The organism is Burkholderia sp. Ax-1720 (genome assembly GCF_011753035.1).
Taxonomy (GTDB): domain Bacteria; phylum Pseudomonadota; class Gammaproteobacteria; order Burkholderiales; family Burkholderiaceae; genus Burkholderia; species Burkholderia gladioli.
Genome location: NZ_VWWK01000014.1, coordinates 1 through 16,075 on the forward strand (window position 1 = coordinate 1; position 16,075 = coordinate 16,075).

Genomic DNA, 16,075 nt, shown 5'->3' on the forward strand with positions numbered 1-16,075 from the left:
GTGCCCGCGCGTCGGGGAAGGCCGCGCCGAGCAGGGCCAGCGAGGGCGGCACGCACAGCGCGGCGCCCACGCCCTGCAGCACGCGCGAGGCGATCAGCAGGGCCGGCCCGTTGGCCACCCCGCAGCCGATCGAGGCGCAGGTGAACACGGCGAAGCCGGCCACGAACACGCGGCGCGCGCCGAAGCGGTCGGCCAGCGCGCCGGCGCTGAGCAGCAGGCTCGCGAAGGCCAGCGTATAGGCGTTGACGATCCATTCGAGCCCGGCCGCGTCGATCGACAGGGCGTCGCGCAGGCGCGCGAGCGCGACGTTCACCACCGTGACGTCGATACAGACGATGACGAAACCGAGGCTGGTGGCGAGCAGCGCCAGGCGCGGCGAGCGATGCGGGGAAGCGGGCATGAGACGGAATCCGGGGTGAGCGTGCCAGGGCGGATCGGTTGATCCACGGGGTTCGGCGCCCACTGTATTCCCTAAGCAAAACTGGATAAATGGGCCAATCCTTGCAAGAGAATCCACTAATATTGCGCAATGGACCTACTCAAAGCGATGACCGTCTTCGTGCGCGTGGTCGAGAGCGGCAGCCTCAGCGCGGCCGCGCTCGCCTGCGACCTGTCGCCGACCATGGTCGGCAACCATCTCCAGGCGCTGGAGGCGCGGCTCGGCACGCGGCTGCTCCATCGCACCACGCGCAAGCAGCAGCTCAGCGCGTTCGGCCAGGCCTATTACGAGCGCTGCATCGAGATCCTCGGCCTGGTCGACGATTCGGAGCGCCTCGCGCTCGATCATCTGGCGACGCCGCGCGGGCGGCTGCGCGTGACCGCGCCGGTGGTGTTCAGCAACGAATGCCTGATTCCCTCGCTGGCCGATTATTACGCGCGTTATCCCGAGGTCAGGCTCGACGTGGTCGCCACCGATGCGCTGACCAACCTGATCGACGACGGCTTCGAGGCGGCGATCCGCGTCGGCGCGCCTGGCAGCGAGGATGTGGTGGCGCGGCCGCTCGCGCCGTACCGGCTGATGCTGTGCGCCTCGAAGGCCTATCTGAAGGCGCACGGCGTGCCGGCGACGCCGGCGGACCTGGCCGCGCATCAATGCCTGAGCTATGCCTATCCGCCGCGCTCGGAATGGTACGCGGCCAAGGCCGAGTGGCTGCTGGACGGGCCCGGCGGGCAGGCGGGCGTGCCGATCGAGGGCCGGTTGCGGATCGACAATTCGGAGGCGCTGCGGCGCGCCGTGCTGGGCGGGCTGGGGATCGCCATGCTGCCGTCCGTGCTGGTCGGCGACGATATCCGCGCCAAGCGCCTGGTGGAAGTGCTGCCCGATTACCCCGCGCCCGAGCGCGCGCTGAACCTGCTCTACCTGCCGGAGCGGCAGATCTCGCCGAAGCTGCGCAGCTTCATCGATTTCATCGTCGAGCGCTTCGGCGCCGATGCGATCACCCGGCTGGAATCGGTGTATCGGCGCGCGAGCCTCAAGCCTTCGCCAGCAGCCGCTCCAGATGCTCGCGGGTCGCGGGCCACTCGTCGTCGATGATGCTGAAGCGCACCGAGTCGCGCTTGCGCCCGTCCGGCATGATGCGCTCGTGGCGCACGATGCCTTCCTGCCTGGCGCCGATGCGCAGGATCGCGGCGCGCGACTTCTCGTTGAGCACGTCGGTGGTGAACTGCACGCGCACGCAGCCGAGCACCTCGAAGGCATGCATCAGCAGCAGGTACTTGCATTCGGTGTTGGCGCCGGAGCGCTGCATCGAGGCGCCCAGCCAGGTGTGGCCGATCTCGAGCTTGCGGTTGGCGCGGTCGATCTTCCAGAAGCGCGTGCTGCCCACCACGCGGCCGGTCTCGCGATGGACGATCGCGAAGGGCATCACGGTGCCGGCACGCTCGCCCTCGAAGGCCTTCGCCAGATAAGCCTCGACCGTGTCCGGCCCGGGCACGTTGGTGACCTTCAGGTTCCAGAGTTCGCCGTCCGCGGCGGCGGCCAGCAGTTGCTCCGCACCGACGGAACTCAGGGGGCGCAGCTCGACCAGCCGGCCGGTCAGGGTGGGGGTGTCGATCATCGTGGATTCAATCATTCAATGCTTCGGGCGCCACGCGTCGAAGCTCACGGGCCGTTGGCGATCGGCCTTGATCACGCTGGCCTGGTCGGGCAGCAGCGCGTCGGCGTCGGGGCGGGGATCGGGATTCAGCTCGCTGCTGTGGACGATTTCCTGGTGGAACAGCCAGCCGCGCCGAGCCGCATCGTAGTGGAACGTGATGTTGTCGCTCCAGTGGTTCGGGCCGGCGGCCACGCCGTTCTGGACCGAGAAATAGCGGTGCTTGATCGCGAGGCCGTTGTCGTCCAGATCGAGGTAGGGGTCGCCCGACACGCCGCCCTGGTCGGCGCGCATCACCACGAAATCATTGCGGGCCGCCAGCGCGTAGCGGCCGTCGGCGCCCTGCGTGATCAGCAGCAGCGGGCGCGCGGAAGGGCGTGCTTCGGTATCGGGGATCCGGTGCACCACCACCAGGTAGTCGGTGCGTCCCGCGTCGGTCAGCGAGCCGGCCAGGTGATCGAGCACTTCATAGCCGGCGGGGACCAGCTTCTGTACGGCGGCCGGCAGTTCGGGATTGTCTGGGCAGCGCGAGGGTGCCGTATCGCAGGCGGCCCGGGCCGCCGCGCTGAACAGCGTGGCGGCCGCGGCGAGCCCCGCCCATGCCGCGTGCCGGCGGCGCGCCTCAGCCCAGCGGCGCATCGAGGCGGCGGCCGAAGCGATCGAGGCGAGGCAGGTAATCGCGGCTCGGGTCGAGCGAGAAGGCCACGCGCCGCGCGCGGCCCATGATCTCGTCGCGCGGGAAGAAGCCGAAGTAGCGCGAGTCGGCGCTGTTGTCGCGATTGTCGCCGAGCATCAGGTACTGGCCCGGCGGCACCACGATCGGGCCGAAGGATTCGCGCGGGCTCGGCGCCTCGGGCGAGAGGCGCACCGTGTGCGGCGCGCCGCCGATCCGCTCGGCCAGGTACTCGCCCGGCGAATCGGCATCGCTGCGCAGCAGGTTGCTGCCGATCGGGCGGTAGTCGGCGCGCTTGCCGTTGATGGTCAGCACGTTGTCGTGCATCGCCACCGTGTCGCCGGGCAGGCCGATCAGGCGCTTGACCAGCAGCTCGTGCGCCGCCGCCGAGTCGATCGTGACGATGTCGCCGCGCTGCGGCTCGTGCAGCCGCGCGAGGCGCAGGTGGGTGAAGGGGATGCGGATGTCGTAGGCCATCTTGTCGACCAGGATCCGGTCGCCGATCCGGATGGTCGGCAGCATCGAGCCGCTGGGCACCACGTTCCAGTCGGCCACCGCGCTGCGGAAGACCACCATCAGGAACAGGAAGGCGATGAAGCCCTTGTTGGCTTTCCACAACCTGACAATCATGCGCATCTTGCTGTAAGCCGCCGGGCGGCCCGTGTTTCGTGTATGCGGACTATACCCGAAGCGCGCCGCCGGCAACGCGCGGCCGCCTCGCTGGCGGCCAGTCATGGCGGGCGCGCGGTGCCGGCCCGGAATCAGTCGACCCGATGCAGCGCGATGCGTACTGACTGGCGCCAGATGTCCTCGCGCAGCAGGTAGAACGAGGCGGCCAGCAGCACGATGTCCTTCATCAGGAAGGGAACGTTGCCGACCATGGCCGGGAAGCCGCCGGCCGACGCCGCCCAGCCGCCGGGCATGAACGGAATGATGGTGACGGTCGCCACGAAGGTACCGACCGAGCCCAGTGCGCCGAGGGCGCCGAGGCGCTTGTCGCGGAAGCCGGCCAGGATCAGCAGGCCGAAGCTCCATTCGCAGACGCCGAGAAACCAGCTCGCGCCGCGGATCCCGAACACGGGATAGAGCCAGCGGATCAGCGGCCCGTTGCTGATGTAGGGGATCAGTACCTGAGCCTCGTAGGCGAACCACTTCTGGTAGCCGAAGAAGAAAAACATCACGACCATCGACAGTCGGACGATCGGATAGGCGTAGTCCCGTTGAATCAGGTCGGAACGGGCAAGACGGTCAATGAGCGCATCCATGCGGGCAGGAAGGAGAGAAAGAGAGGAGGGCGGGGCGCGCCTCGCATGCCGCGGCGACGCGCCCGTTCGGATCGGCTTACTTCGACGGGAAGTCCAGGTCCGTGTCGTTGATCCGGTTGAAGGTGTTCGTGAACACGGTCAGGCCGATCGCTAGCGAGAGATCGGCAAGCTGGGCCTCGGTGTAGCCGGCGGCGCGAATCGTCTCGACTGCGGCCGGCTCCAGCGTGCCGCGCGTGCTCATCACGAGCTCGACGAAGTGCAGCAGGGCATCGAGCTTCGCGTTGCCGGTCGGCTCCTTGGCGCGGATGCGGCGCAGCGCGTCGGGCGCGAGGCCCGCCAGCCTGCCGAGCATCGCGTGCGCGGCGACGCAATAGTCGCAGCCGGTGAATTCACTGACGGCCAGCTTGACCGCCTCCAGCTCCTGGCGGCTCAGGCTGCCGCCGGCCAGCGCGGTTTCGGCCTGCAGCACGCTCTTCAGCGAAGCGGGCGCGAGATGACCGAGCGTGGCGAACAGGTTCGGCAAGCTGCCGCCGGCGAACTTGCGGACCGCGGCGTAAGCGTCGGCGGTGTCGCCCGTGGCGGTATCGACGGCGGGGAAGAGGATGCGGCTCATGGTGTGCTCCTGGGTTTCGTTGGTTGAGGAGCCCTCACTTTATCGATCGATAGTGAGCTTTACGATAACGAATAGGCTCAATAAAATGCTCCAAAGTATCAGGGGAGAGAACGATGTCGGTGTCGAAGGACTGGCTGAGCCGTCTGCTGGAAATCATGACTGTGAGGGGCGAACTGGAAATCCGCTGCGCCTATGGCGCGCCGTGGCGGATCGCCTACGAGCCGTCGCCGCCGGGCGAGATCCCGTTCCATGTGCTGCTGGCCGGCTCGGCGGTGCTCGACTGCCCGGGCGGCGAAACCCGGGCCCTGCATGCCGGCGACATCGTGCTGCTCTCGCACGGCTCGGCGCATCAGTTGCATGACGGCAGCGGCAAGCGGGCGCTCGCGGAACACCGCTACGAGGACGTCAACGTGGTGGTCAGCGAGAACGCCGGCACGCAGGCGCGGCTCGACATGCTGTGCGGCCGCTTCGCGATCGCGCCGCCGCACGACCGCCTGGTGCGTGAATACCTGCCGGCGGCGCTGGTCGTCAGCACGCGCGCCGGGACGGCGGCGTCGAGCGAGACCTCCGCGCAACTCGAAAGCCTGACGCGGCTGATGCGGATCGAGTCGGTCGGCGAGCGCCTCGGCGGCCATGCCATCCTCGATGCGCTCTCGTCGATGCTGTTCGCACTGACGATCCGGCTGGCCAGCGAGCAGGGCGACGCACCGGCCGGCCTGCTCGGCCTCGCGGCGTTGCCGCGCCTGGCACCGGCGGTGTCGGCGATGCTCAACGAGCCGGCCCGGCCCTGGACGGTGCCGGAGCTGGCCGAACGTTGCAGCATGTCGCGCGCGACCTTCCTGCGCCAGTTCCAGAAACGCCTCGGCCGCAGCGCGCATGAGCTGCTGCTCGACCTGCGCATGAGCCTGGCCGCGAATGCGCTGCGCGATCCGCAGGCCAGCACCGAGCGGATTGCCGAAGCGGTCGGTTACCAGTCCGTCGCGGCGTTCCGGCGCGCGTTTCGCGAACGCACGGGGGCCACCCCGGGCGCGGCGCGGCGCGGCCACGCCGGCACGGGCGGGACTGGCGCCGCCTCGCCCGGGATCGAGGGCTGAGGCTGCCGGCCCTCGCTTGCCGCCTCGTCCGGTTTATCCAACTTGCTGCTTCCTTCGCTCCCTCCATCCCCGCCGTCCTTGCCAGAAGCGCCTCCCGGCACTCGCATCCCTCGTCGCCTCGGTAGTCCTCCCGATATGACCCAATCTCATAGCCCCGATCAGGAAACATCGTTTCGTCGCTCGCAACGGCGCTGTCGATAATCGCCCCAACTCAAACCCGAACGACGAGACACCGCAATGACCGCAACTCCCCGCAAGTCGCTCTACATCGGCGAAGGCTTCGAAGGCCCCGGCGTGAACCTGGCGCACATCAACGTGCTGGTCGGGCCGCGCGAGGGCCCGGCGGGACAGGCGTTCTCCACCGCGCTGGCCACGCCCTCGGCCGGCCACGCGCCGTTCGTGGTGATCGCGCAGCCGGGCGTGCCGACCAAGCCGCTCACGCTCTACGTGAACAAGGCGCAGATCGCCAACGACTTCCACGGCAACGCCACCTGGGGCGCCTCGCAGGCCGGCATCGCCAAGGCCGTGGCCGAGGCGCTGGAAAGCGGCACGCTGCCGCCCGAGGCCGAGAACGACTGGGTGGTGGTGACGGCGAACTGGGTGAACCCGCAGACCGACGACCTCGACGCCGTGTTCGAGAACAACTACCGCGCCTGCCGCAACGCGATCGTCGCGGCGATGGAAGGCCTGCCGCTGCGCGACAAGGTGTTCGCGGCCGCGCGCGAAGTCTCGAACCCGTTCTACACGCCCAAGAAGAGCTGACCGGCGCGCCGCGCCGGCATCGACACGAACATGCCGCGGCCGAGCGAGCCGCGCCTGGAGGAAACATGGAATACGTCCGCCTCGGCCAATCCGGCCTGAAGGTCTCCCGCCTGTGCCTGGGCACCATGAACATGGGCACGCCGCAATGGAAGCCCTGGATCTTCGACGAAGCGCAGAGCGAGCCGATCGTGCGCCACGCGCTGGAGGCCGGCGTCAACTTCATCGACCTGGCCGATTTCTACTCGACCGGCGTGGGCGAGGAAGTGGTGGGCCGCATCCTCAAGCGCGCCGCGCGCCGCGAGGAAATCGTGGTGACCACCAAGGTCGGCTACGACATGGGCGCCTACCCGAACGCGGGCGGTCATTCGCGCAAGCACGTGCTGGACGGCATCGACGGCTCGCTCAAGCGCCTCGGCATGGACTACGTCGACATCTACATGCTGCACTACTTCGACGTGAACACGCCGGTCGAGGAAACCATGAGCGCGATGCACGACATCGTGCGCGCCGGCAAGGCCCGCTACATCGGCGTGTCGACCATGTACACCTGGCAGTTCGCCAAGATCATGCAGGCCTGCGAGCGCAACGGCTGGGACAAGCCGATCAACATGCAGCTGCAGCTGAACCTGGCCTATCGCGAGGAAGAGCGCGAGATGGTGCCCTACTGCATCGACCAGGGCGTGGGCGTCTCGGTATTCAGCCCGCTGGCGCGCGGCCTCTTGACCTGCGATGCGCAATCGACGCGCAACCAGACCGACTTCTTCACCGCGCAGATGTACGGCGATCCGGCCTCGCGCGCGATCGCCGAATCGGTGGCCGCGGTGGCGCGCCGTCGCGGCGTGGCGCCGGCGCAGATCGCGCAGGCCTGGGTGCTGGGCCGCCCCGGTGTGTCGAGCATGCTGGTGGGCGCCGACACGGTGGCGCAGTTCGACAGCGCGCTGGCCGCGCTGGGCACCAAGCTCGGCGAGGAGGAGCTGTTCGAACTCGAGCGCAACTACACGCCTTGCGACTTGATCAACGACTACACGGCCGGCCGCCGCATCGCGCGTGAAGCGCGCGCGGCGCAGGGCGAGTTCGTCGGCGATTTCCCGCCGGTGCCGGAAGCCGCCTGAGCACGACGCGAGGACATCGAAATGAGCGAATTCCTGAAGACGGGCCACTACATCGGTGGCGAATGGCATGAGCCGCGCGGCGGCGAGGCCACCTACGCGGTGCTGAACCCGGCCACCGGCGAGACTGTCGCCGAAGTCGCGCGCGGCGGCGCGGCCGAGACTCGGCACGCGATCACGGCGGCCGAGCGGGCCTGGCCCGCCTGGCGCGCGCTGACCGCCAAGGAGCGCGGCGCGCGCGTCAAGCGCTGGGGCGAGCTGATGCTCGAGCATCGCGACGCGCTGGCCGAGCTGCTCACGCGCGAGCAGGGCAAGCCGCTGGCCGAGGCCAAGGGTGAGGTGGGCTACGCGGCGAGCTTCTTCGAGTGGTTCGGCGAGGAAGCCAAGCGCATGTACGGCGACGTGATCCCGAGCCCGAAGCCGAACTCGCAGATCGTGGTGACCAAGGAGCCGGTGGGCGTGGTGGCGGCCATCACGCCCTGGAATTTCCCGCTCGCGATGATCACCCGCAAGGCCGGCCCCGCGCTGGCGGCCGGCTGCACCATGGTGCTCAAGCCGTCCGAGGAAACCCCGCTGTCGGCCTTCGCGCTGGCGGTGCTGGCCGAGCGCGCCGGGATTCCGGCCGGCGTGTTCAACATCGTGTCGGGCGACGCGGTGGCGATCGGCGGCGCGCTGACCGAATCGCCGGTGGTGCGCAAGCTCTCGTTCACCGGCTCGACGCGAGTCGGCAAGCTGCTCGCCAGGCAGTCGGCCGACACGCTCAAGAAGCTCTCGCTCGAACTGGGCGGCAACGCGCCCTTCATCGTGTTCGACGATGCCGATCTCGACGCGGCGGTGGAAGGCGCGATCGCCTCGAAATTCCGCAACACCGGCCAGACCTGCGTCTGCGTGAACCGCTTCCTGGTGCAGGACGGCGTCTACGAGGCCTTCACCGGCAAGCTGGCCGAGGCGGTGCGCAAGCTGCGGGTGGGCAACGCGCTGGCCGGCGAGGTCGACCAGGGCCCGCTGATCAACGCGGCCGCGCTCGACAAGGTGGAGCGCCACGTCGCCGACGCGACCGGCCACGGCGCGCGCGTGCTGACGGGCGGCCGGCGCCATGCGCTGGGCGGCACCTTCTACGAGCCGACCGTGCTGGCCGAGGTGGCCGCCGACGCGCTGATCGCCGAGGAGGAAACCTTCGGCCCGGTGGCGGCGTGCTTCCGCTTCTCGACCGAGGAACAGGCGATCGCCGCCGCCAACGACACGCCGTTCGGCCTGTCCGCCTACTTCTACACGCGCGACCTGGGCCGCGCCTGGCGCGTCGCCGGGGCGCTGGAGAGCGGCATGGTGGGCGTCAACGACGGGATCATCTCGACCGAGGTGGCGCCCTTCGGCGGCGTCAAGCAGTCGGGCCTGGGACGGGAGGGATCGAAGTACGGCATCGACGAATACGTCGAGCTGAAATACACGCTGATGGCCGGTCTCGGCCGATGAAGCCCGGAAGGGCGGCCGTGCCGGAAGGTGCGGCCGCCCTTTCGGCATGAAGCGCGCCGCGGGGGGATTCGCGGCGCGGGCCGCGCGCCCGGGCGACCGGGACGCGACGGCGGCGCAGGACGCAGGCGGCGGGCGGCACGCATCGAGGCGGCCCGGCGCGGCGCATGACGCACACAACCACAACAATGTTGGAGGCAGCTTGAATCAAGTCAATGTGCAAACCGGCGCGGTGCCTGCCGCCGCCATGCCGCTGGCGCGCGGCACCAGCACGCCGCAGAAACCGATGTCGCTCGACGACGTGCCGCTCAACGCCTTCCACCTGAAGATCGCCGGCCTGACCTTCGGCGCGCATCTCACCGAGGGCTACACGATCGGCACGATCGGCTACGCGCTCACCGCGCTCGGCCGGCAGATGCCGCTCGACGCGTTCTGGATGGGCGTGATCGGCAGCTCGGCGCTGATCGGCATCTTCCTCGGCAGCCTGATCTTCGGCTGGCTGTCCGATCGCATGGGCCGCCAGAAGATCTTCCTGACCAGCTTCGTGATCATTACGCTGGCCGCGGCCGCGCAATTCTTCGTCACCTCGCCGGCCGAGCTGGCGCTGCTGCGCATCGTGATCGGCATCGGCATGGGCGGCGACTTCACGGTCGGCCACGCGATCCTCGCCGAGTTCTCGCCGCGCAAGCATCGCGGCGCGCTGCTCGGCTCGTTCAGCGTGATCTGGACCGTCGGCTACGTGGTGGCCAACGTGCTGGGCCTGGTGTTCGCCGATGCCTCGCCGGGCGCCTGGCGCTGGCTGCTGGCCTCGGCCGCGGCGCCGGCCTTGATCGTGCTGCTGGCCCGGCTGGGCACGCCCGAATCGCCGCGCTGGCTGCTCGGCAAGGGCCGCGCCGCCGAGGCGCGCGCCATCGTGGCCAGGCATTTCGGCAGCCACGTGGTGCTCGACGGCAGCGGAGAGGCGCATGTGTCCCATGGTTATGCGCGCCTGTTCCGCCCCGACCTGATCCGCCGCACCCTCTTCAACTGCGCGTTCTTCGTCTGCCTGGTGATTCCGTACTTCGCGATCTACACCTTCCTGCCGACCATCCTCAAGACCATCGGCCTCTCGGAAGGCTTCGGCGCGGACCTGCTGCTCAACGGCCTGCTGGTGCTGGGCGCGGTGATCGGCATCTGGCTGACGATCCGCCTGTCGCGGCGCGGTTTCCTGATCGGCTCGTTCGCCGTGTGCTGCGCCTCGCTGGTCGCGCTGGCGGTGCTGCCGCATTCGGCGGCGCTGGGGATGATCGCCGCCTTCAGCCTGTTTACGCTGACCATGTCGGCCTTCAGCAACCTGGTGGGCGTGTTCCCGCCGGAATGCTTCCCGACCGAGGTACGCGCCTGCGGCGTGGGCCTGGCGATCGCCTGCAGCCGGCTGGGCTCGGCGGTCGGAACCTTCCTGCTGCCGGTCGGCATCGCCACCCTGGGTTTCCACGTCACCATGTTCGCGCTGGCCGGCGTGCTGCTGGCGGGCATGATCGTGTCGATCGCCTGGGCGCCGGAAACCAAGCACCTGACGCTCGACGAGGCCTCGGCCGGCCACTGAGCGGGGCGCGAAAACTGGAGAGCCTGGGAGCAACGAGCGGGCGGGACGCGCGGCGGCGCGTCCCGCCCGCCTCGCATGGCGCGCGCGCCGATATAATCCGGCCCATCGCGCTTCCCTCCGACCCAGACGGCGCCGCCTCGCGCGCCGTCGCCCGTCCTCACCGACCGCCGCGCCATGACCGATCTACGCAAGCTGAGCTTCGAGCAACTCCTGATCTACATCGCGGTGGTCGAGACCGGCTCGCTCACGCGCGCGGCCGAGCGGCTCGGCATCGGCAAGACCGCGGTCGGCAAGCACGTGCAGCGGCTCGAGGACGAACTCGGCACCACCCTGATCGCGCGCACCACGCGGCGCATCCACGTGACCGAGGCCGGCGCCTCCTTCTTCGAGGCGGCCCGGCGCCTGGCCGAGCTGGCCGACGAGGCAGTGTCCTCGGTCAACCCGGCCGCCGAGACGCTGCGCGGCACCTTGCGCGTGGCGGCCTCGGTCGAGTTCAGCGCGATCGTGCTCGCGCCGGTGCTGGCGGGAATGCGCGAAGCGCATCCGGAGCTGCGCATCGAGATGGTGTCGGGCGACCGCTTCATCGACATGCTGGCCGAGGGCGTCGACGTGGCGATCCGGCTCGGCGAGCTGGCCGATTCGAGCCTGCGCGCGGTGACCGTCGGCAAGTATGAAAAGTGGCTGGTGGCGAGCCCCGCCTGGCTCGCGCGGCATCGCCTGCCGGGCGACGTCGCCGAGGCGGCGAGGCTGCCCTTCGTCGGGCTCTCGGTGCTGGCGCATCCCTTGCGCTGCCAGTTGCGCAAGGCCGGCGGCGAAACCCTGGTGCTCGATTTCGCGCCGGGCCTGCTGGCCGACACCATGTACGCCTGCCGCGCCGCCGCGGCCGAAGGCGCCGGGCTGGCCTGGCTGCCCGATTTCGCGGTGCATGCCGATATCGCCGCGGGCCGGCTGGTGCGTGTCCATGCCGATTGGGCCGGCCCGGCGATGGCGATGCACGCGCTGCTGCCGCCGGGCCGGCACACGCCCCCGAAGGTCCGGGCGCTGATCGACCGTCTCAAGGCGCATCTCGCTCAGGGCTGATCCGGCTGCGCGAGCAGATGGCCGTGGCGCAGCAGGATCACGGCCGGCTGGTCGGCGAAGGGCTCGTGATGCGTGCCGGGATGCAGGCGCATCCAGGTGCCGGCCGTGAGCCGTTCCTCGCCATCGCGCAGCGTGCCGCTCAGCACGAAGATCTCCTCGCCCTGGGGATGCGTGTGATCGCGCGTGCGCGCGCCGGGCGCCCAGGCCACCAGGCTCAGGCGATGCCCCTCGCTCGGCAGCGGCACCACCTGCATGTGCGCGTGGCGGCCCGCGAGCCATTGCCGCTGCGCGGCGCGCTCGATCGCGGTGCCGCCGGGCGCGGCGCCGGCTTCGCGATAGACCAGCACTCGCGCGCCTTGCGGGCCGGCGCGCAGCGTGAGCGCCTCGCCCGCGTGCGTGACGAAATCGTCCCTGGCGAGCGGCTCGCCGGAAAGATCGGCGCTGCCGCGCAGCAGATAGAGGTCGTGTCGCGAGCCGCCATCGAGTTCGAGGCGCTGCGAAGGCGCGAGATCGACCACGCTGCTGCTGCGCGTGGCGCTCGCCTCGCTCAACTGGACGATCGCTCCTTCCTTGCCCGGCACGGCATCGAGCTCGATGCGCGCGCGTTCGATCAAGCCCGTGTTCATACCGCCTCCTGATCCGATGTCGGTGCGTCGAAGCCGATCGGCGAGCGCACGAAGGGCACGAAGCCCGGCAGCGCCTCGACCCGCTCCAGCCAGCGCGTCACGTTCCGGCAGTTCGAACGATCCACCTTGCCTTCGCCGGCACGCGCCACGTAGGCGTAGATCGCGACATCGGCGATGGTCGGCGCGTTGCCGGCGAGCCAGTCGCTGCCTGCCAGTTCCCGGTCGAGCGCGGCCAGGAAGGCCTCGCCCTTGGCGATCGCCTCGGCGGGATCGCGCGGCAGCTTGAACAACTGGATCGCGCGGGCCGCCGCGAGGCCGTGCGCCACCTCGCCCGAAGCCGCCGACAGCCAGCGCTGCACGCGTGCCGCGCCGCTCGCGTCCTCGGGCAGCCAGGACGGGCCGTGCTTGCGCGCCAGGTAGACCAGGATCGCGGTCGAATCGACGATCACCTGCTCGCCGTCGACCAGCGCCGGCACCTGGCCGAGCGGGTTGATGCGCAGGTACTCGGGCGATTTCTGCTGGCGCTGGCGCAGGTCGACCTCGTGGACCTCGTGCTCGACGCCGAGCAGCGAGAGGAATAGGCGAACGCGATGCGAGTGGCCGGAAAGTTGGAAGCTGTGCAGTTGCATGGGATGTCCTTGATCGGTTGGCTGGATGGTCTGGCGGTCGCTCGACCGTTGAAGCCATTCTCGACAAGGTCCGGGGCCCAATAAACGAGCCGGAAGGCGACTGAGTATCCGCGATTCGCGAACAATGCCGCCTGGCCGCCGCCGGGCGCGGCCCGGCCGGCGGGGCCGCCTGCAGCCGGCGGCGCGATCCACTATGCTCGGCGGACGGCCGGCAGGCGGCGCCGCCCAGGCGGGCGAGCCAGCGATGCGTTCCGATCGCGCCGGCGCCCTCGACACTCCATCCACGGTGACACCATGAGCGACATCCCCTATCGCAATGCCCTCATCATCGGCACGGGCCCCGGCATCAGCGCCTCGCTGGCGCGGCTGCTGCGCGAGGCCGGCCTGCAGGTCGCGATCGCCTCGCGGCATCCCGAGCGGCTCGCGCCGCTGGCCGCCGAAACCGGCGCGATCGCGCTGCCGGTCGACGCCAGCGACGCGGCCCAGGTCGAACGGCTGTTCGAGCAGGCCGAGGCGCGCATCGGCGCGCCCGAAATCGTCGTCTACAACGCCAGCGGGCGCCTGCGCGGGCCGATCGCCGAACTCGACGCGGCCCAGGTGGAGCAGGCACTGGCCGTCTCGGCGATGGGCGCCTTCCATGCCGTGCAGCAGGCGGCGCGGCGCATGCTGCCGGCCGGCAAGGGCGCGATCCTGTTGACCGGCGCCACCGCCGGGGTGAAGGGCTTCGCGCTGTCGGCGCCGTTCGCGATGGGCAAGTTCGCGCTGCGCGGGCTGGCGCAGAGCGCGGCGCGCGAGCTGACGCCCAAGGGCATCCACGTCGCGCATATCGTGGTGGACGGCATGGTGCGCTCGGAACAGCGCCCCGATCCGGCCGACGCGCCCGACAGCACGCTCGACCCCGACGCGATCGCGCGCGTCTACGCGGACCTGCTGCGCCAGCATCGCAGCGCCTGGTCCTGGGAGATCGAGGTGCGGCCCTGGACCGAGAAGTTCTGAACTCGGGCGTGATGACGTGATGACGTGATGGCGAAGGCGGCGCGGCGGCTCGCGCCGCGCGCCGTTCAGGCCTGGGCGGCCTGGCTGCCTGCCGCCTGCCCGCGCAGCCAGGCGACGAAGGCCCCGACGTGCTCGTCGTTGAGCCGCTCGGGCGCGATGTCGAGCCAGTAGCCGTAAGGGCCGATCGCCTCGACCGGCGAGAGCGGCACCAGGCTGCCCTCGGCAATCTCCTCCTCGATCATGCCCAGGTCGACCACCGCCAGCCCGGCGCCCTTGCGCGCCGCGTGGATCGCCTGTTCGAGCGTGGAGAATTCGATGCCGTCGCCGATCTGGGCCACCGGCACGCCGGCCTGGGCGCACCAGTCGGCCCATAGCGTGAGGCGCTTGCCCTCGTGCAGCACGTGCAGCGACGGCACCCGGCCGAACAGCGAATCGAGCGGCAGCCCGGCGTAGCGCGGCGCGCCGACCAGCGCGTGGCGCTCCATCATCAGCCGCTCCGAGAGCATGTCGGCCCGCGCCGCGCGGCCGAAGCGGATATGGCAATGGCAATCGTCGCCGGGCTCGGTGCGGATCGACAGGTCGACCTCGGGCAGCGTCTCGAACAGCGTGCCCAGGCGCGGCGAGAACCATTGGGTGGCGAAGGTGGGCGGCACCGAGACGGTCAGCCGGCGCTTGCGCCCGGGCTGCACGGCGGTGATCTCGAGCACGCCGCGCTCGATGGTGTCGAAGGCCTGCTCGATGAAGGGCAGCAGCAGCATGCCGGCGGCGGTCAGCTTGACGCCCTTGTGGTCGCGCTCGAACAGGCGCGCGCCGACGCTGTCCTCCAGCAGGCGGATCTGCCGGCTCACGGCGCCCTGGGTGACGCACAGCGAGGTGGCGGCGCGGTTGAAGCTCAGATGACGGGCGGTCTCCTCGAAAAAACGCAGGGCAATCAGCGAAGGCATCCGCCGCATGATTCATTCCTTTCTGTCGTCTCGCGCCGGCCCGTCCGGGCGATGTTCGCGCCGGAAAACACGGGCTGGCGGAGCTTTATGGCAGAAAAGCGGGAGCAGCGGCAGGCAGTGTAAACCCGAGCCTCTCACGGCGTTGACGCGGCGGCTTCGTGGGGCGATGGCGCGGCGGCCGGAAGGGCTTGCGGCGCGGGGTGATCGAGGGGCTTGCGCGGGCGATCCGCGGCTTGCCTGGCCCGTCGATCCGCGCACCGATTTCCGGACGCGACCGTGATCGCGTCGGACGGATCCGATGCGCGCGCCCGCCATTTCTCGGGCGCTCGGCGGCCGGCCGGGATAGGCGGCCTCACCGCCTTCGCGAAGGCGCCGCCGCGGCATCAGACCTGGGCGATGCCACCGTCGACGAAGATCTCGCTGCCCGTCACGAAGCTGGCCGCGTCGGAGGCGAGGAACGCGACCACGTTGGCCACCTCCTCGTCGCGGCCGGTGCGGGCCAGCGGCATGACGTTCGCCGCGTGCTCGAAGAACCCGCGCCGCTCGCTCTCGGTGGTGCCGGTCTTTTCATGGCCCGGCGTTTCGATGACGCCGGGGCTCACGGCGTTGACGCGAATGTCGCGGCCCCGCAGGTCCGCGGCCCAGGTGCGCGCGAACGAGCGGACCGCGGCCTTGCTCGCGCTGTAGACGCTCCAGTTGCCGAAGCCCTTGCTGGCCACGATCGAGGCGTTGAGGATGATCGAGCCGCCGGGGCGCATCAGCGGCAGCGCCTTCTGCACCGTCCAGATCACGCCCTTGACGTTGGTGTCCAGCAGCGCATCCACGTGCGCCTCGCTCAGTTCGCCGAGCGGCGCCAGCGTGGCGAAGCCTGCGTTGGCGAACACGATGTCGAGATGCCCGTGCCGCGCCCGCACCTGTTCGTAGAGCGCATCGACATCGGCCGGATTCGCCACGTCGCCCTGGATCGGCGTGGCGGCGTCGCCGAGCGCGGCCGCCGCCGCGGTGAGTTCCCCGGCACGACGGCCGGTGATGTAGACATGCGCGCCCTCGGCGATCAAGGCCCGGGCGCTGGCCAGGCCGATGCCCGAGCTGCCGCCCGTCACGATCGCGACTTTGCCTGCGAGTTTCATCTGAAA

18 protein-coding genes are annotated in these 16,075 nt (G+C 70.1%); 8 read left to right on the top strand and 10 right to left on the bottom strand.

The window, feature by feature from the left end:
* Positions 1-400 (bottom strand): MFS transporter (locus tag F3J18_RS06815; RefSeq protein WP_166912121.1); only part of this gene is annotated, 400 nt, incomplete at its 3' end.
* Positions 401-529: 129 nt separating this feature from the next.
* Between F3J18_RS06815 and F3J18_RS06820 the strand changes: the two genes are divergently transcribed.
* Positions 530-1,534 (top strand): LysR family transcriptional regulator, encoded by a 1,005-nt coding sequence (locus F3J18_RS06820; RefSeq protein WP_166912123.1) that lies wholly within the window; start codon positions 530-532, stop codon positions 1,532-1,534.
* Here F3J18_RS06820 and F3J18_RS06825 read toward each other — a convergent pair.
* The 5 genes from F3J18_RS06825 to F3J18_RS06845 form a co-directional block, all read right to left on the bottom strand.
* On the bottom strand, positions 1,473-2,072 hold the full coding sequence (locus F3J18_RS06825) for a GNAT family protein (protein WP_166912125.1): 600 nt from the start codon (positions 2,070-2,072) through the stop codon (positions 1,473-1,475). The two genes, F3J18_RS06820 and F3J18_RS06825, sit on opposite strands and share 62 nt — an antisense overlap.
* A complete protein-coding gene (locus F3J18_RS06830; RefSeq protein WP_166912127.1) occupies positions 2,073-2,732 on the bottom strand; it encodes a hypothetical protein in 660 nt (219 codons plus the stop codon). It abuts the gene before it with no gap.
* A complete protein-coding gene (gene lepB / locus F3J18_RS06835; protein ID WP_166912129.1) occupies positions 2,716-3,402 on the bottom strand; it encodes a signal peptidase I in 687 nt (228 codons plus the stop codon). Before lepB ends, F3J18_RS06830 begins: the two co-directional genes overlap by 17 nt.
* Before the next feature lie 125 nt (positions 3,403-3,527).
* Positions 3,528-4,031, bottom strand: coding sequence for a DUF417 family protein (locus F3J18_RS06840; RefSeq protein ID WP_025097372.1), 504 nt, complete (start codon positions 4,029-4,031; stop codon positions 3,528-3,530).
* Positions 4,032-4,107: 76 nt separating this feature from the next.
* A complete protein-coding gene (locus tag F3J18_RS06845) occupies positions 4,108-4,644 on the bottom strand; it encodes a carboxymuconolactone decarboxylase family protein (protein WP_025097371.1) in 537 nt (178 codons plus the stop codon).
* A gap of 113 nt (positions 4,645-4,757) precedes the next feature.
* Between F3J18_RS06845 and F3J18_RS06850 the strand changes: the two genes are divergently transcribed.
* From F3J18_RS06850 to F3J18_RS06875, 6 genes are all read left to right on the top strand, one after another.
* A complete protein-coding gene (locus F3J18_RS06850; protein ID WP_166912131.1) occupies positions 4,758-5,738 on the top strand; it encodes an AraC family transcriptional regulator in 981 nt (326 codons plus the stop codon).
* 237 nt (positions 5,739-5,975) lie between these two features.
* Positions 5,976-6,500 carry a formaldehyde-activating enzyme gene (fae, locus tag F3J18_RS06855; RefSeq protein WP_166912133.1) on the top strand — a complete coding sequence of 175 codons (525 nt, stop codon included), beginning with the start codon at positions 5,976-5,978 and terminating at the stop codon, positions 6,498-6,500.
* Positions 6,501-6,565: 65 nt separating this feature from the next.
* Entirely contained in the window at positions 6,566-7,612 is a 1,047-nt protein-coding gene (locus tag F3J18_RS06860; protein ID WP_166912135.1) for an aldo/keto reductase, read from the top strand.
* Between the two features lie 21 nt (positions 7,613-7,633).
* The gene (locus tag F3J18_RS06865; RefSeq protein WP_166912137.1) at positions 7,634-9,082 is read left to right on the top strand and encodes an NAD-dependent succinate-semialdehyde dehydrogenase; all 1,449 of its coding nucleotides are present in this window, start codon (positions 7,634-7,636) and stop codon (positions 9,080-9,082) included.
* Positions 9,083-9,326: 244 nt separating this feature from the next.
* Positions 9,327-10,664, top strand: coding sequence for an MFS transporter (locus tag F3J18_RS06870; protein ID WP_240154687.1), 1,338 nt, complete (start codon positions 9,327-9,329; stop codon positions 10,662-10,664).
* A 174-nt stretch (positions 10,665-10,838) separates the two neighbouring features.
* Complete coding sequence (locus F3J18_RS06875; protein WP_025097365.1) at positions 10,839-11,744, top strand: LysR family transcriptional regulator; 906 nt, start codon at positions 10,839-10,841, stop codon at positions 11,742-11,744.
* On the opposite strand, the gene F3J18_RS06880 is transcribed toward F3J18_RS06875, so the two are convergent.
* Positions 11,735-12,370, bottom strand: a complete 636-nt coding sequence (locus tag F3J18_RS06880) for a cupin domain-containing protein (RefSeq protein WP_166912141.1) — start codon at positions 12,368-12,370, stop codon at positions 11,735-11,737. The genes F3J18_RS06875 and F3J18_RS06880 overlap by 10 nt on opposite strands.
* The gene (locus tag F3J18_RS06885) at positions 12,367-12,999 is read right to left on the bottom strand and encodes a glutathione S-transferase (protein WP_166912143.1); all 633 of its coding nucleotides are present in this window, start codon (positions 12,997-12,999) and stop codon (positions 12,367-12,369) included. Before F3J18_RS06885 ends, F3J18_RS06880 begins: the two co-directional genes overlap by 4 nt.
* A gap of 294 nt (positions 13,000-13,293) precedes the next feature.
* Here F3J18_RS06885 and F3J18_RS06890 point away from each other — a divergent pair, with 294 nt between their 5' ends.
* Entirely contained in the window at positions 13,294-13,995 is a 702-nt protein-coding gene (locus F3J18_RS06890; RefSeq protein ID WP_025097362.1) for an SDR family NAD(P)-dependent oxidoreductase, read from the top strand.
* 65 nt (positions 13,996-14,060) lie between these two features.
* Here F3J18_RS06890 and F3J18_RS06895 read toward each other — a convergent pair whose 3' ends face one another.
* Both F3J18_RS06895 and F3J18_RS06900 read right to left on the bottom strand, forming a co-directional pair.
* Positions 14,061-14,948 carry a LysR substrate-binding domain-containing protein gene (locus F3J18_RS06895; protein ID WP_166912145.1) on the bottom strand — a complete coding sequence of 296 codons (888 nt, stop codon included), beginning with the start codon at positions 14,946-14,948 and terminating at the stop codon, positions 14,061-14,063.
* Positions 14,949-15,322: 374 nt separating this feature from the next.
* On the bottom strand, positions 15,323-16,069 hold the full coding sequence (locus F3J18_RS06900; RefSeq protein WP_166912147.1) for an SDR family oxidoreductase: 747 nt from the start codon (positions 16,067-16,069) through the stop codon (positions 15,323-15,325).
* Positions 16,070-16,075: the final 6 nt, after the last annotated feature.

Excerpts from the sequence above, each read along its gene's own strand:
- lepB (WP_166912129.1), bottom strand. The coding sequence starts at position 3,402 with ATGCGCATGATTGTCAGGTTGTGGAAAGCCAACAAGGGCTTCATCGCC.
- F3J18_RS06845 (WP_025097371.1), bottom strand. The coding sequence starts at position 4,644 with ATGAGCCGCATCCTCTTCCCCGCCGTCGATACCGCCACGGGCGACACC.
- F3J18_RS06830 (WP_166912127.1), bottom strand. The coding sequence starts at position 2,732 with ATGCGCCGCTGGGCTGAGGCGCGCCGCCGGCACGCGGCATGGGCGGGG.
- F3J18_RS06880 (WP_166912141.1), bottom strand. The coding sequence starts at position 12,370 with ATGAACACGGGCTTGATCGAACGCGCGCGCATCGAGCTCGATGCCGTG.
- F3J18_RS06885 (WP_166912143.1), bottom strand. The coding sequence starts at position 12,999 with ATGCAACTGCACAGCTTCCAACTTTCCGGCCACTCGCATCGCGTTCGC.
- F3J18_RS06820 (WP_166912123.1), top strand. The coding sequence starts at position 530 with ATGGACCTACTCAAAGCGATGACCGTCTTCGTGCGCGTGGTCGAGAGC.
- F3J18_RS06850 (WP_166912131.1), top strand. The coding sequence starts at position 4,758 with ATGTCGGTGTCGAAGGACTGGCTGAGCCGTCTGCTGGAAATCATGACT.
- F3J18_RS06895 (WP_166912145.1), bottom strand. The coding sequence starts at position 14,948 with ATGCGGCGGATGCCTTCGCTGATTGCCCTGCGTTTTTTCGAGGAGACC.
- F3J18_RS06865 (WP_166912137.1), top strand. The coding sequence starts at position 7,634 with ATGAGCGAATTCCTGAAGACGGGCCACTACATCGGTGGCGAATGGCAT.
- F3J18_RS06825 (WP_166912125.1), bottom strand. The coding sequence starts at position 2,072 with ATGATTGAATCCACGATGATCGACACCCCCACCCTGACCGGCCGGCTG.
- F3J18_RS06875 (WP_025097365.1), top strand. The coding sequence starts at position 10,839 with ATGACCGATCTACGCAAGCTGAGCTTCGAGCAACTCCTGATCTACATC.
- F3J18_RS06860 (WP_166912135.1), top strand. The coding sequence starts at position 6,566 with ATGGAATACGTCCGCCTCGGCCAATCCGGCCTGAAGGTCTCCCGCCTG.
- F3J18_RS06900 (WP_166912147.1), bottom strand. The coding sequence starts at position 16,069 with ATGAAACTCGCAGGCAAAGTCGCGATCGTGACGGGCGGCAGCTCGGGC.
- F3J18_RS06890 (WP_025097362.1), top strand. The coding sequence starts at position 13,294 with ATGAGCGACATCCCCTATCGCAATGCCCTCATCATCGGCACGGGCCCC.
- F3J18_RS06840 (WP_025097372.1), bottom strand. The coding sequence starts at position 4,031 with ATGGATGCGCTCATTGACCGTCTTGCCCGTTCCGACCTGATTCAACGG.
- F3J18_RS06870 (WP_240154687.1), top strand. The coding sequence starts at position 9,327 with ATGCCGCTGGCGCGCGGCACCAGCACGCCGCAGAAACCGATGTCGCTC.
- fae (WP_166912133.1), top strand. The coding sequence starts at position 5,976 with ATGACCGCAACTCCCCGCAAGTCGCTCTACATCGGCGAAGGCTTCGAA.